Source organism: Streptomyces sp. NPDC001401 (assembly GCF_042895385.1).
Lineage (GTDB): Bacteria > Actinomycetota > Actinomycetes > Streptomycetales > Streptomycetaceae > Streptomyces.
In genome coordinates this window covers 1-13,892 of record NZ_JBIAWI010000014.1, presented here as the reverse complement: position 1 = coordinate 13,892, position 13,892 = coordinate 1, and the positions used below count along the sequence as shown (strand labels likewise).

Genomic DNA, 13,892 nt, shown 5'->3' with positions numbered 1-13,892 from the left:
GGCCCCCGCTCGCCGCACCGCCGACGCTGAAGTCGGCCCCGCCGGTTCGACGGCGTCGCGCGGTGCGGGCTTCCCCGGCGGGGGGTGGCTTGTCATGACGCGCCCCTGCTGCGCCGACGATCGCCTGTGGCGCCCGCCTCCCTGCGGCCCCGGCCGCGGTCGCCGCCTGTCACCCGTCACGCCCGGCCCCCGCTCGCCGCACCGCCGACGCTGAAGTCGGCCCCGCCGGTTCGACGGCGTCGCGCGGTGCGGGCTTCCCCGGCGGGGGGTGGCTTGTCATGACGGGCGCCTGCTGCCCCGTCGGCCATCACCGCTGCACCTCCCTCCGGATCCAGCGCACCCCGCAACGCATCCCCGATGAGATGGAACGCCAGAACAAGCAGGACCAGCAGCCCCGCCGGGAAGTAGAACATCCACGGATACGTGGTCGGCACGTCCGCGGCGTCGGCGATCAGTGTGCCGAGGGACACGTCGGGCGGCGCCACCCCGAAGCCGAAGTACGAAAGTCCGGTCTCGCTGATGACGGCTCCGGCCACCGCCACCGTCGCGTCCGTGATGAGGAAGGACGCCATGTGGGGGAGGATGTGCCGCCGGATGACCACGACCGGGCCGACCCCCATGTGCCGGGCCACCACCACGAACTGACGCTCCTTCAGGGAACGGGTCATGGCCCGCACCGCCCGCGCTGTGATCATCCAGCCGAACGCGGCGATCAGTCCGACGTACGCGAGCCAGCCGAGAGCCCGCAGCCGCGGTGCCACCACGACGAGGACCAGGAACGCCGGCACCACCAGCATCAGGTCCACCAGGAGCATCAGCGCGCGGTCCACCCAGCCCCCAAAGTACCCCGCGCACACCCCCACGACCGCGGCGAGCCCCGTCGAGAAGCCCGCCGCCAACGCCCCGATGAGCAGCGACTTCTGCAGTCCACGGGCGCACTGCGCGTAGACGTCCTGGCCGATCCGGTTGGTGCCGAGCCAGTGCCGGGCATCCGGGGGCCGGTGCAGCGCCGAGTAGTCGATGTCGGCGTAACCCCACCCGGACAGATGCGGCCCGGCAAAGGCGAACAGGAACAGGCCGAGCAGCAGGACCGCACCCGCCACGGCTCCCGGTGAGCGGACCAGCCGCCGCCGCACGGACGCCCCGCGCGCGGATCTCACGCGTACCGCACCCGCGGATCGAGCGCGCCGTGCAGCAGATCGGCGGCCAGGCCGGCCAGCAGGACGAGCGCGGCGCTGAACACCTCGACCGCCATGGCCGCGTTCACATCGCCCCGCTGGACGGATTCGATGAACCAACTGCCCATGCCGTGCCAGCCGTAGATCTTCTCCGTGAACACGGCGCCCGTGAACAGCGTCAGAAAACCGAATGAGAAGAAAGCCGTCAGCGGAATCAGCGAGGTCCGCAGCCCGTGCCGGAGCAGCGCGCGCCCGGGGGTGAGCCCCTTCGCCTGGGCGGTGCGCAGATGGTCCGAGGCGAGGACGTCCAGCGTGGCCCCCCGCTGATAGCGGCTGTACGTGGCGATCGCCCCCAACGCGACCGAGATCGTCGGCAGGGCCAAGTGCACGGCGGAGTCATGGAGTTGGGCCGCAAGGCCGCCCTCCAGGCCGGGCGTGCGCTCGCCGGTGTACCGGATCACCGTACGGCCCGCCGCGTCGTTGACCGTGAGCGCACCCGCCTGCAGCAACAGCCCGAGCACGAACGGCGGCACCGACAGCACCGCGAAGGAGAAGAGCGTCAGCGCCCGGTCGGGCAGCCGGCCCCGCCGCACCGCCGCCCACACCCCGGCCAGCACCCCCAGCACCGTGCCCACGACCGTCCCGACGATCAGCAGCCGCGCGGTGACCCCCACCCGTCGGCCGAACTCGGCGTCCACCGAGGTGCCGTCGAGCGTGCGCCCGAGATCCCCGTGCAGGGCCCGCCACGCCCAGTGGCCGAACCGCTCGGTGACCGGAGTGCCGCGGTCCAGCCCGAGTTCGGCGAGCCGTGCATCGACCACGGCGGCGGGCGGCCGGGGTGTCCGGTCCTCGAAGTAGGCCCGTGGATCAAGCGCCGCGGAGGAAATCGAATAGCAGAGAAACGTTGAAGCGAGAAGCAATACGAGTCTGTTCGTCAGACGTTTTGCCAACAATGCGAGCATCGGGTGTCGTACTCCTCGGCAACCCGTCGGCTTCATGTGCTTGACATGGGCCAATGTTAAGCTCGCCGACGCTCCTTGAAGACGTGTTTGCGCTTTCTTACGGCAGACTGCTCGCCGAAGGGAACTTCACACGGGGAGAGGGCATCGCAATGACGGGGTTCCTCATACGCGACAGACGGTTGTGGCCCGCGTTCGTCTGGATCGCCCTCTGTGCTCTGCTGGGCGGCTGCACCGGGGCCCACGGCCGCGCCGCCCCCGCCAACAGCAGCTCCAGCGCGGCGGTCCCGGCCTACGGCCGCACCGACGTCAACCCCCGCCCGCGGAGCGAACTCCGGCAGGGCGGCACCCTGACACTGCCCATCTACCAGTGGCTTACGCAGTTCAACTACTACCAGGCGGACGGCACTCTGGACGACGTCTTCACGGTCATGAGCATGCTGGAGCCGCGCCTGTTCACCCGTGATGCCAAAGGCGGTCCCCAGCGGGTACCCGACTACCTGCGCTCCGCCACCGTCACCTCCACCACCCCCCAGACGGTCGTCTACCGCCTCAACCCCGAAGCGAAGTGGTCCGACGGAAAGCCGCTCGGCTGGCGGGACTTCGCGGCCCAATGGCGTGCGCTGGGCAGAGGCGACGCGCGTTACCGGATCGCCGACCCGAGTGGCTACGAGGACATCGCCGCGGTGCGTCAGGGGGCGGACGCGCACGAGGTGAAGGTCACCTTCAAGCGGCCGTTCGCCGACTGGCAGCGGCTGTTCACGCCGCTGTACCCGGCCGCCGGCTTCGCCGACCCAGCGGACTTCAACACCGGTTGGCAGGGGAAGGCGCCCATCACCGCGGGCGCCTTCAGGATCGGATCGCTGGACGACACCGGCCAGACCCTGACCCTCGTACCCGACCCCGCCTGGTGGGGAACCCGCCCCCGCCTCGACCGGATCGTCTTCCGCACCCTCGACCCCACGACCGCCGTCCAGGCCTTCCTCAACGGCGAGATCGACGCGGTCAACGCCGCCTCCGCCGACCTCTACGACCGGCTCAGGAAGGCCGGCGACACCGACATCCGCACCGGCTCCGCCTGGGACGACGTCCAGGTCGCCCTGAACGGCGCCGCGGGCCCCCTCGCGGACGTCCAGGTGCGCCGGGCCGTGCTGCGGGCCATCGACCGCAGCGCCCTCGCCGAGGTGGGCGGCAGCGGGCTGCCGGTCGGAGTGCCGCTGCTCGGCAATCACTTCTTCATGACCAACCAGCCCGGATACGCCGACAATTCCGGCTCGCTCGGCACGTACGACCTGAAGGCCGCCGAGCGAATTCTGGATCAGCGGGGTTGGCACCGTACCGGCGGTAGCGGCACCCGTAGCAAGAACGGGCAGGAGTTGCGCCTGCGTTTCGTTCTCAGCCAGTCCACCAACCGTCTCGGTCTCGACCTCTCCCAGTTGATCCAGCAGATGCTCCAGCGCGCGGGAATTGCGGTGGAGATCCAGAAAGTCCCGGCCGACGACTACCTGCCGAAGTACCTCAACCGCGGGAATTTCGACCTGGCGATCTTCCGATTCACAGGATTGACCTATCCCAGCACCCTGTACCCCGTCTACCGGCGGCCGAGCGGCGACCGGTTCTACGAGAACTACGGCAGGATTTCCAGCCCCGAGATCGACTCCCTGCTGAGCCGGGCCGTGCACACCCTGGACACAGGACGCCGCGACCAGCTCTACAACCAGGCGGACCGCCTGATCTGGCAGCTGGGCCACGACGTCCTGCTCTACCAGCGCCCGCAGGTGCTCGCGGTCAGAAAGGGCCTCGCCAACTACGGCGTGCCCGGCCTCGGCGACATCGACTTCACCGCGGTCGGCTGGCAGCGGTAGGGCCGGCTGAGCGCGTCGTAGCCCATCGCCACCGAGGCGAGCGTGACGTGATGGTGCCAGCCGCGGAAGGAACGGCCCTCGAAGTCGGCGAGCCCGAAGTCCTGTTGCAGCCGGCCGAGGCTCTCGCCCGACAGCGCCCGCAGCTGCGCCAACGGCAGCACGTCCGACAGCTTGCGGCCGGGCAGGTTGGTCAGCCAGTACGTACGCGGGGTGGGCCGGCCGTACGGCCAGTCGGTGACCAGATGCCTGGGCCGTTGCGGCGGATGCGCCCCGGCGGACCGGGCACCCGCACCCCCGCCGTGGGGCGCCTCGGTCAGCAACAGGGCCGGTGCGGACAGCACTTGGGACTGCCGCATCCGGGCCGTCGCCCGGTCCTGCCAGGCGATCGGCATCCGCTTGCGGTGCTGCGCGGCGTGCACGGCGAGCTCCGTCAACGTCCCACTGCCGTAAGGGGATCCGGCACACGGCCGGGGCAGGGTGACCGCGGTGCTGGGCGAGGCCTCGACCAGATACGCCAGCCCGCGCGCCTCCAGCCCGCGCAGCAGGGGCGCCACGTCGGCCTCGCCGCGCCAGTCCACCAGCACCGGCGACGGTTCCAGATACCAGTCCTCCAGCATCTCGTCGACGGCCTCCAGGATGTACCGCCAGCGCGGCCTGGAGCGCTCCTCGGGCGGCAGGTGGGCCTGGGTGCGCAGCCGCTCGTCGCGGTCCCAGCGGGCCGGCAGCATCAGCCGCCAGCTGACCGGGACGCCGCCGTGCCGGCCCACCAGCGAAGTGGCCAGCGCCAGCTGGCAGTTGACGGTGCGCTCCAGCGAGGGCGCGTACTGCCGGGCCACGCCCACGGAGCGGTCGCCGTTCTTGGCGAAGACGACCTCGTCGACGCACCAGGCCTCCGCGCGGAAGGCCCGGCTCAGCTGCCCGGCCAGCCGCCGGCGCACCGGACCGCAGGGCCACGGGCTCTGGTTGACGAACTGCTGGATCTGCTGCACGGCCCGGCGGCCCAGCACCTGCTCGGAGATGCGGGCCGGGGTCTTGCGGCCGGGCACGCCGAGCAGTCCACGGACATAGACCTCGCCCCAGCGCCGCTGGTCGGAGCGGCTCAGGGTGCCGAAGAGGTCCTGGCAGTAGGCGGAGAGGTCCACCGGCTCTACGGGCACCTCGTAGGGCGGGCCGAAGTCCGGCTCCGCGGCAAGGATTCCGGGGGGCAGGGTGGTGGTCACGGTTCAGTCCTCCTCGCCCTCTAGCAGGAAGGCGTCGGTGGCCATCAGGGCTTCGCGGACCTCGGGCAGGACGGAGCCGACGACGACGAAGTCGACGTCGAGCCCTGCCTTGGTGCGCTGCACGAGAAGTTCGTTGACCGCGGGCCGGCACATCTCGCTGACCTCGGACAGATGGAACTCCACACGCCGGGGACCCGCGGCCATCACCTCGCCGAGCACCCGGCGGAACTTGTCCAGTTCGCCGCCGTCGACCGCGCCGCCGCAGCGGACGTGCGCGGTGCCGCCGTCGAACTCGCTGCGCATCCTCAGGCGCATCTGCACGGGCTCCAGCTCCACCCGCACCCGCACCGGCCCGTCGCTCTCGGGCAGCTTCACGGTCAGCTGCTTGGCGTCGAAGTGATGGTGCTCGCGCCCGTCGACCCACACCCGGGTCAGCTCCACCGACCCGGGCGGCAACAGGTCGGGCGCCACCCGCAGTTCACGCTCCGGCAGGTCGGCGGGGCGCGGCCGGAAGTACAGGGTGAGCGGCTCATGGCTGATCAGCAGACCGGTGTAGGCGGCCGCCAGATAGCACAGCTCCAGCGAGTGGTAACCGGCCATGGCGTGCGAGCCCTTGAGCCGTTCGGTGCCCACCAGATACGGGATGCCGTCGGCCAGCACATTGAAATAGACCCCGCCGTCCTGGTGGTCCAGGAAGAAGGCGTTGTAGAAGGAGGCGGCCTCCCGCGCGAGCCTGAGCGACTCGGGGTCGTCCGCGGTACCCGCCAGGATCAGATAGGCGAGGATCGCCTGCTCCTGCTGCCACCAGGCCTTGCGGTCGTGCCACACCATCCGGTGGATGCCGCTGTCCGCGTCCGCCCGCCGCTCCACCACGTCGTACCAGCCGCCGCGCTGCTGATCGCTGCCGACCGGCGGCATGATCTCGCCGATACGCCGGGCGGCCTCGGCGTACTCCTGCTTGTCGTGCAGGGCGCGGATCCGGGTCAGATTCCAGGCGATCTTCAGGTTGTGCCCGACCACCGCCCGGTCCTGCTGCCAGCCCCAGGTGCGGTCCGGACTCCAGTCCTCGTGGAAGCGTTCTTGCACGAAAGGGCTGTCCGGCTCGTCGGGGAAGCGCGCCACGATGGTGTCCGCGGTCTCCTCCAGAAGCGCGGCGAAGTCCTCGCGCCCGGTGGCCAGATAGGCGTTGATGAGATACGCCGGGGCATGGTCCCCGACCGAGTTCCAGTTCTTGCGGGAGCGGTTGCGGCCCAGCGCGTCGTCGCAGGGGCTGAGGTTGATCGGGTCGATGTGCGAGAAGAAGCCCCCGCGCTCCTCATCACGGAAATACCGCTGGAACAGGGCGACCGTCCGGTCGATGTCCTGAAGGATCCGCGGATCGCCGGTCACCCGGTACGTCTGGGTCGGCCCGGCCAGCGCATAGATCTGCTCGTACATCGGGATGGCGTCGAAGTCGTCCCCGAACTCCGAGGCGTACACCTTGCGCCGCCCGGTCGGCGTGATGTCCATGCCGTGGTACCAGTAGACGATCCCGTCCTGCTTGTCGTCGACGCGCATGTACTGGCGTAAGTACTCGGTCCCGCTCTCGGCCGCGTCCAGGAACCGGTCCTCGCCGGTGAGCAGATACGCCGTCGAAAGGCCGTAGACCAGCCGGGAGATGGTGTCGGTCTCCTGCCGCACGTTCTCCCCGGCGTGCTCCGGCAGGTGCGCCCCGTCCAGGGTCAGGTGGGTGCGGTAGTTGCGCCAGTCGAACTTGCCGTCGGGGAACTGGCCGCGCAGATAGAAGTCGGCGATCGCGGCGGCCTGCTGCACCCACCAGTTGGGGTGCTCGAAGACGTAGTGGCCGCGGCTCTCCTCGGGGAAGGTGATCTCCTTCGCCTCGAAGCGCGAGCCGCCCTCCCACTCGTAGAAGATCCCGTACGCGAACAGGAAGCGCCCGGTGCCCAGCATGTCCCGGGTGCGCGAGGTGGTGTCCTGGTACGGGTCGCCCAGGTTGCGGACGATGCGGGAGACGACGTTGCGGGCCAGGTGCACGGTGAACTCGCGGCCGTCGGAGGTGCGCAGCCCGAAACGGTGCTGGGTGGGGCTGTGGTATGTCACGTATCCCGCGAGGGTGTCGGAGAAGATACGGCGGTCGGTGGTGGCACTCATCTCGTCACGTGCCCTTCTCGTCGGGTAGCGCCACAAGGAGGACGACACTGCGGCCGTGGGCATGGAAGACGGCCCCGTCGACCGGTTCCTCCGCGCCGGCGGGCAGCAGGTCGTGCGGCCCGGAGCAGGCCGTGTCCAGAACCCGGAACCAGCGGTGGCCGTCGATCGGCGGCAGCTCGAAGTCCAGGCCCAGGTGGTACATGTTCAGGATCAGATGCAGATCGGGGTCGCCGTCGAAGCCGCCGAGCGTGCAGGCCAGCACCCGGGCATCGTCGTGGTCCCAGCCCGGACACAGCAGCTTGGTGCCGTGCCAGGTGACGTCGGCCTGCCCCCGCTCGTTGCGGCGCTCGGTGAAGAAGCGGGCCTCGCGGAACGTCCTGAAACGCTTTCGCAGACCGATGACCCGCTCGGTGAAGGAACGTATCTCCGTTTCCTTCTCCGCCTGGTCCCAGTCCAGCCAGGAGGTCTCGTTGTCCTGGCAGTAGGCGTTGTTGTTGCCCTGCTGGCTGTTGCGGAACTCGTCCCCGGCGAGCAGCATCGGCACGCCCCGGCTGAGCATCAGGATCGACAGGAAGTTCTTGATCTGCCGCACCCTGAGCCGCTCCACCTCCTCGGAGTCCGTCGGGCCCTCCACCCCGCAGTTCCAGCTGAAGTTCTCGTGCGCACCGTCGGCGTCGGACTCGCCGTTGGCGTGGTTGTGCTTGTGCTGGTACGAGACCAGGTCGCTCAGGGTGAACCCGTCGTGGCAGGTCACGAAGTTGATGCTGTTGGTGGGCAGCACCTGCTGCGGGAAGAACAGGTCCGCCGAACCGCCGAGCCGGGAGGCGATCTCCCCGACCAGACCGGCGTCACCGCGCACAAAACGCCGTACGTCGTCCCGGAACGGCCCGTTCCACTGCGCCCAGCGCTTCCCCGGGAACCGGCCCACCTGGTACAGCCCGCCGCCGTCCCACGGCTCAGCGATGATCTTCGTCTCGGCGAGCACCTGCGACAGCTCGATCGCCCATAACGCGGGCGGTACGGCCATCTCGTACCCCATGGGCCCGCGGGACATCTCGGAGGCCAGATCGAAGCGGAAGCCGTCGACATGGTGCTCGGTGACCCAGTACTCCAGGCATTCCAGGATGAACTTGGTGACCATCGGGTGGTTGGCGTTGACCGCGTTCCCGCAGCCCGTGAAGTCCATGTAGCGGCTGCGGTCCTGCGGCCACAGGTGGTAGTACGCCTCGTTGGCAAGGCCCCGGAAGCTGATCGTCGGCCCGTACTCGTTGCCCTCGCTGGTGTGGTTGAAGACCACGTCGAGGATGACCTCGATGCCCGCCCGGTGCAGCGCCTTGACCATGTCCCGGAACTCGGTGATGTGCCCGGCCAGATGGGGCTCGGCGCAGTAGCCGGTGTGCGGGGCGAAGAAGCCGTACGGGTCGTAGCCCCAGTAGTTGCGCAGAGCCGTGCCGTCCGGGCCGGTGCGCAGGATCTGCGTCTCGTCGAAGTCGAAGACGGGCAGCAGCTCCACGGCGGTGATGCCGAGCCGCTTCAGTTCCGGGATCTTCTCCACGACCGCCGAGAAGGTGCCGGGGTGGGCGGCGCGCGAGGTGGGCGACGCGGTCAGGCCGCGGACGTGCATCTCGTAGATGACCGTGTCCGTCATCGGCGTACGTAACGGACGGTCGCCCTCCCAGTCGTAGTCGTCGAGGTCGACGACCAGGCTGCGCATGCAGTGCTCCACGTTGTCACCGCCGCCGATCGCGTGCGTGCGGTCCCAGCAGCTGTTGATGTTGGCCCGCGCGTACGGGTCGAGGAGCACCTTGCGGTGGTTGAAGCGGGCCCCGGAGTGGTGGGTGTTGCGGGGGCCGTCGATCCGGTACGCATACACCTGCCCCGGGCCGATCCCCGCCACATGGCAGTGCCAGAAGTGGAAACTGCGGTGCCGCTCGGGATGCAGGCGCACGACCCGGGACGGCAGGGGTGCGTCACAGCGGTCGAACAGCAGCAGGTCGACGCGCGTCGCGTGCTCGGAGAAGAGCGAGAAGTTCACGCCGTCGGCGTCGACGGTGGCGCCCAGTGGCTGGGGGCGCCCCGGAGTGACTCTCGAGACGGCCTCCGGCCGACGCTCCATCGTCAGGCTTCCCTCGGTCTTCACAGAGCTTCACCTCTTGTCACCTGGGAGTCACTGGCTCCGAACCAGTCAACAAGCCCTGTAAGGTCGAGTCAAGTGAATTGTAAATCCGGAGGGCGTCACGGAGCCCGGCGCGCGCCGGAGCACATGGGGGGAGCTGGGCCTTCGTCGAACCTCGGGGAATCTTGCGGAACCCGCGCGCAGACGGCGGCGAGCGGCGGGTTGTGGCCAGAGCGGCCGTGAACACACGACGAAGCCCCCGGCCGCTGAGCGGCCGGGGGCTTCGACTGGTGTCCGAGGGGGGACTTGAACCCCCACGCCCGATAAAGGGCACTAGCACCTCAAGCTAGCGCGTCTGCCATTCCGCCACCCGGACAAGGTGTCTGTCGTGCGGGGTTTCCCTCGCGGCGACGGAGGAAACATTACCAGGCTTTCGAGGGGTCCCTGGTCACCCCCCGTCCGGCGTGAACGGCGTGTGACGGGCCGGGTCCGGTCTTGGGGTGCGGCCGGGCGGAGAGGGAGGATGAGGGGAACCACCAGCAGTGACAGCGGGAGGAAGCAGCGTGAGCGAGACGGACACGGCCAGGGGCGTCGCCGGCGAGGACGAGGTCGTGGACCTCTGCCGCGAGCTGATCCAGATCGACACCAGCAACTACGGCGACCACTCGGGTCCGGGGGAGCGGAAGGCGGCCGAGTACGTCGCCGAGAAGCTCGCCGAGGTGGGTCTCGACTCGAAGATCTTCGAGTCGCACCCGGGCCGGGCCTCCACGGTGGCCCGGATCGAGGGCGAGGACCCGTCGCGGCCCGCGCTCCTCATCCACGGCCACCTCGACGTCGTACCGGCCAACGCCGACGACTGGACCCACCACCCCTTCTCCGGCGAGGTCACCGACGGGTGCGTGTGGGGGCGCGGGGCCGTCGACATGAAGGACATGGACGCGATGACGCTGGCGGTCGTCCGCGACCGGCTGCGCAGCGGACGCAGGCCCCCGCGCGACATCGTCCTCGCCTTCCTCGCCGACGAGGAGGCGGGCGGTACGTACGGCGCCCGGCACCTCGTCGACCGGCATCCCGGTCTCTTCGAGGGCGTCACCGAGGCGATCAGCGAGGTCGGCGGCTTCTCGTTCACGGTCAACGAGCAGCGGCGGCTCTATCTGATCCAGACGGCCGAGAAGGGCATGCACTGGATGAAGCTGACCGTGGCCGGCACCGCCGGGCACGGGTCGATGATCCACCGGGACAACGCCATCACCGAGCTGTCCGAGGCCGTCGCGCGGCTCGGCCGGCACAAGTTCCCGGTACGGGTGACCAAGACCACCCGGGCCTTCCTCGACGAACTCGGCGACGCGCTCGGCACCGAGCTGGACCCGGAGGACATGGAGGGGACCCTGGCCAGGCTCGGCGGCATCGCCAAGCTCATCGGCGCGACCCTGAGCAACACGGCCAACCCCACGCAGCTGGGCGCCGGTTACAAGGTCAACGTCATCCCGGGCGAGGCCACGGCGCACGTCGACGGACGTTTCCTGCCCGGGTTCGAGGAGGAGTTCCTCGCCGACCTGGACAAGATCCTCGGGCCCAAGGTGAAGCGCGAGGACGTGCACGCCGACAAGGCCGTCGAGACCACCTTCGACGGGGCGCTGGTGGACGCGATGCAGTCCGCGCTGGTGGCCGAGGACCCGGCGGCCAAGGCGATCCCGTACATGCTCTCCGGCGGCACGGACGCCAAGTCCTTCGACGAACTGGGCATCCGCGGCTTCGGCTTCGCACCGCTCAAGCTGCCCCCGGAGCTGGACTTCGCGGGCATGTTCCACGGTGTCGACGAGCGGGTGCCGGTCGACGGCCTGAAGTTCGGCGTGCGCGTGCTGGACCGCTTCATCGACGCGTCGTGACCTTCGTAATCGGCAGTGCGTACGGAGCGGGCCCGAGAAGAGTGAATGCGACCATCAGCTCGTAGCTCCATTACTTCCTCCTCGTTACAGGTAATGCGATCAGCAACACGAGATCGCTTTTGCCAACAAGGAGGAATAATGCTCAAGAAGGTCGTCGCTGCTGCGGCTGCCACTGGTGGTCTGGTTCTCGCGGGTGCGGGCCTGGCCGTCGCCGACGCCGGTGCTCAGGGTGCCGCGGTGCACTCGCCGGGTATCGCTTCCGGCAACGTCGTTCAGGTGCCCGTTCACGTCCCCGTGAACGTCTGCGGCAACACGATCTCCGTGATCGGGCTGCTGAACCCCGCCTTCGGCAACACCTGCATCAACAAGTGACGTCGACCCGCTGAGGGTCGTTCACGCCCGTCGGCTCCGGAGCGCGTGTCACGTGCTCCGGAGCCGACCGGCCTTTTCGTGAATTTCCACGCGGGATTTCGCGAGATTCCAGGTCAGGAATGAAGGCAGGGAGAATTCAGCAATGCGACAGGTCACCCGCAAGGGCCTGATGACCGTGGCGGCGGCAACCGGTGTGCTCGCCGCGGCGGGCGGTTACGCCCACGCCGACTCGGGCGCGTACGGCTCCACTTCGGACTCGCCCGGCGTACTGTCCGGCAACACGGTGCAGGCGCCGGTACATGTGCCGGTGAACGTCTGCGGCAACACGGTCAACGTCGTCGGAATCCTCAACCCGGCGAGCGGCAACGAGTGCACCAACAAGGACGGCGGCAGCGGCTCGTCCGGCGGACAGGGCGGTTCCGGCGGCGGATCCCAGGCCGGCGGGCACGCCAGTGACTCGCCCGGTATCGGCTCGGGCAACCACGTCCAGGCGCCGGTCGACGCACCGGTGAACGTCTGCGGCAACAGCGTCGACATCGTCGGCATCGGCAATGCCGCCGAGGACAACGACTGCACCAACGGCGGCGGTTCGGGCGGCGGCGGTCACACGACGCCTCCGGGAGGCGGCCACCAGACGCCGCCGCCCGGGAACCCGGGCCACCCCGGTAACCCCGGTCACCCGGGCAACCCCGGTCACCCCGGCACCCCCGGTCACCCCGGCACCCCGGGCCACCCCGGCACCCCGAGCAGCCCGCCCAGCGCGGGCGGCAAGACGCCGGGCGGCTCCTCGCACACCAACCACCCGGGTACCCAGACGGTCACCCAGCCCCAGGGCACCGCACAGCTCGCGCACACCGGCAGCGACCTGCCGATCGGCGTCGTGCTCCCGGTGGGCGCGGGGGCACTGCTGGCGGGCGCGGTCATGTACCGCAAGGCGCGCGCCTCGGCCTGAACCGGCGCATCTCCACATGAAGCACCGCAAACTTCCTCTACGGTGCGCAGAACGGAGCGGGCCCCGTGCTGGCGGGGCCCGCTCCGTTTCCGTCGTCGCCTCAGCTCACCACGTGGCGCGCACCTGGCGGATGATCCGCCGGCGCAACCGCACCCTGCGGCTACCGTCGCGCAGCAGGCTCAGACGGTCCAACTCCCAGTGTCCGTACTCGGCATGGTCCGTCAGCAGGCGTGTGGCGTCCTTGCGGGAAACCCCGCGCGGTACGTACACGTCGACAAATTCGTATTCCGGCATCGCATCTATTGTGCGGGCTGGGGCCCGGTACGGATAGCGTCTGCACTATGTCTGATGCTGCGCAGCCCACCGCTGCCGAGGTACGAGCCGCCGCCGAGGCGGTCAAGACCGCGCTCGACCGCCACCTGGCCGCGGTCGAACGCAGGTCCGGGGAGGACGACCCCGCCGTCTACGAGGCGTTCAATGAGCTGGCCGCGGCCGCCGAGACGTACGACGAGCTGCTCTACGACCGCTACGACGAGGTCACACCCTTCGAGATCCCCGGTGCGGAGGACACGCTGCCGCCGTACACGGGCCCCGAGGAGCCGAACGCGCTGAGCGTGCTGATCCGCCGCGACTACGCCGTGGCGGAGCCGCATCGGCTGCTGGCGCAGGCGCAGCGCGTGGAGGCGGCGGACGACGACGGGCGGGGAGCGGAGGCCTCCGCGACCGTGCACGGGGCGCTGGGCGTCCTGTTCGGCGAGTTCGAACCGGACGAGATCGCCTCGCGGCACAAGGAGTTCGGCCTCGAGGAGGGCGACTCCACGCTCTGGGTGACGGCCACCGACGAACCGGCCGAGCCCGGCGAGTGGCTGGAGGCGCCGTTCGAGCAGATCGATCCGCAGCGGGTGGTCTGCCGCTTCGACGTCAGCGCGGTCTTCGACGACGAGATCGATGACGGGCGTCTGCCCGGTGTGGACGACGACATCGAGGACGAACTGGACACGGATCTGGACGGCGACGAGGATCTGGAGCCACTGGACGCGGACCGCTAGCGGGCCGCTGGCGCGGGGCTGGACCGTTTTACGGCGGGGGGGGGGGGGGGGGGGGGGGGGGGGGGGGGGGCGGCGGGGGGGGGGGGGGGGGGGGGGGGGGGGGGGGGGGGGGGGGGGGGGGGGCGGGGGGGGGGGGGGGCG

The 13,892-nt window shown here is 69.9% G+C and carries 11 protein-coding genes and 1 tRNA gene; 5 read left to right on the top strand and 7 right to left on the bottom strand.

The features are described from left to right. Positions 1-176 precede the first annotated feature (176 nt). Together ACFY10_RS36500 and ACFY10_RS36495 are read right to left on the bottom strand one after the other, a co-directional pair. Positions 177-1,160: an ABC transporter permease gene (locus ACFY10_RS36500; RefSeq protein ID WP_390669556.1), complete on the bottom strand. Its 984-nt coding sequence runs from the start codon at positions 1,158-1,160 to the stop codon at positions 177-179. Then, complete coding sequence (locus tag ACFY10_RS36495; RefSeq protein ID WP_390669555.1) at positions 1,157-2,140, bottom strand: ABC transporter permease; 984 nt, start codon at positions 2,138-2,140, stop codon at positions 1,157-1,159. Before ACFY10_RS36495 ends, ACFY10_RS36500 begins: the two co-directional genes overlap by 4 nt. A 149-nt stretch (positions 2,141-2,289) precedes the next feature. On the opposite strand from ACFY10_RS36495, the gene ACFY10_RS36490 reads away from it, so the two are divergent. Then, the gene (locus ACFY10_RS36490) at positions 2,290-4,002 is read left to right on the top strand and encodes an ABC transporter family substrate-binding protein (RefSeq protein WP_390669554.1); all 1,713 of its coding nucleotides are present in this window, start codon (positions 2,290-2,292) and stop codon (positions 4,000-4,002) included. Here ACFY10_RS36490 and ACFY10_RS36485 read toward each other — a convergent pair. From ACFY10_RS36485 to ACFY10_RS36470, 4 genes are all read right to left on the bottom strand, one after another. Further along, a complete protein-coding gene (locus ACFY10_RS36485) occupies positions 3,945-5,222 on the bottom strand; it encodes an IS701 family transposase (RefSeq protein ID WP_390669553.1) in 1,278 nt (425 codons plus the stop codon). The two genes, ACFY10_RS36490 and ACFY10_RS36485, sit on opposite strands and share 58 nt — an antisense overlap. A 3-nt stretch (positions 5,223-5,225) precedes the next feature. Next, entirely contained in the window at positions 5,226-7,373 is a 2,148-nt protein-coding gene (locus tag ACFY10_RS36480) for an AGE family epimerase/isomerase (protein ID WP_390669552.1), read from the bottom strand. Positions 7,374-7,377: 4 nt separating this feature from the next. Continuing rightward, positions 7,378-9,513, bottom strand: coding sequence for a glycogen debranching protein GlgX (gene glgX / locus ACFY10_RS36475; RefSeq protein WP_390669551.1), 2,136 nt, complete (start codon positions 9,511-9,513; stop codon positions 7,378-7,380). A 264-nt stretch (positions 9,514-9,777) separates the two neighbouring features. Next, a tRNA-Leu gene (locus tag ACFY10_RS36470) sits at positions 9,778-9,865 on the bottom strand. Positions 9,866-10,052: 187 nt separating this feature from the next. Between ACFY10_RS36470 and ACFY10_RS36465 the strand changes: the two genes are divergently transcribed. The 3 genes from ACFY10_RS36465 (at position 10,053) to ACFY10_RS36455 (ending at position 12,702) form a co-directional block, all read left to right on the top strand. Further along, complete coding sequence (locus ACFY10_RS36465; protein ID WP_390669550.1) at positions 10,053-11,378, top strand: M20/M25/M40 family metallo-hydrolase; 1,326 nt, start codon at positions 10,053-10,055, stop codon at positions 11,376-11,378. A 138-nt stretch (positions 11,379-11,516) separates the two neighbouring features. Further along, positions 11,517-11,750 (top strand): chaplin ChpH, encoded by a 234-nt coding sequence (chpH, locus tag ACFY10_RS36460; RefSeq protein WP_030947654.1) that lies wholly within the window; start codon positions 11,517-11,519, stop codon positions 11,748-11,750. 142 nt (positions 11,751-11,892) lie between these two features. After that, positions 11,893-12,702 carry a chaplin gene (locus ACFY10_RS36455; RefSeq protein ID WP_390669549.1) on the top strand — a complete coding sequence of 270 codons (810 nt, stop codon included), beginning with the start codon at positions 11,893-11,895 and terminating at the stop codon, positions 12,700-12,702. 105 nt (positions 12,703-12,807) lie between these two features. Here ACFY10_RS36455 and ACFY10_RS36450 read toward each other — a convergent pair whose 3' ends face one another. Further along, positions 12,808-12,996 carry a DUF5703 family protein gene (locus ACFY10_RS36450; protein WP_005485166.1) on the bottom strand — a complete coding sequence of 63 codons (189 nt, stop codon included), beginning with the start codon at positions 12,994-12,996 and terminating at the stop codon, positions 12,808-12,810. A 47-nt stretch (positions 12,997-13,043) separates the two neighbouring features. Between ACFY10_RS36450 and ACFY10_RS36445 the strand changes: the two genes are divergently transcribed. Further along, positions 13,044-13,751: a hypothetical protein gene (locus ACFY10_RS36445; RefSeq protein ID WP_390669548.1), complete on the top strand. Its 708-nt coding sequence runs from the start codon at positions 13,044-13,046 to the stop codon at positions 13,749-13,751. Positions 13,752-13,892: the final 141 nt, after the last annotated feature.

Excerpts from the sequence above, each read along its gene's own strand:
- ACFY10_RS36495 (WP_390669555.1), bottom strand. The coding sequence starts at position 2,140 with ATGCTCGCATTGTTGGCAAAACGTCTGACGAACAGACTCGTATTGCTT.
- ACFY10_RS36490 (WP_390669554.1), top strand. The coding sequence starts at position 2,290 with ATGACGGGGTTCCTCATACGCGACAGACGGTTGTGGCCCGCGTTCGTC.
- ACFY10_RS36480 (WP_390669552.1), bottom strand. The coding sequence starts at position 7,373 with ATGAGTGCCACCACCGACCGCCGTATCTTCTCCGACACCCTCGCGGGA.
- chpH (WP_030947654.1), top strand. The coding sequence starts at position 11,517 with ATGCTCAAGAAGGTCGTCGCTGCTGCGGCTGCCACTGGTGGTCTGGTT.
- ACFY10_RS36455 (WP_390669549.1), top strand. The coding sequence starts at position 11,893 with ATGCGACAGGTCACCCGCAAGGGCCTGATGACCGTGGCGGCGGCAACC.
- ACFY10_RS36450 (WP_005485166.1), bottom strand. The coding sequence starts at position 12,996 with ATGCCGGAATACGAATTTGTCGACGTGTACGTACCGCGCGGGGTTTCC.
- ACFY10_RS36445 (WP_390669548.1), top strand. The coding sequence starts at position 13,044 with ATGTCTGATGCTGCGCAGCCCACCGCTGCCGAGGTACGAGCCGCCGCC.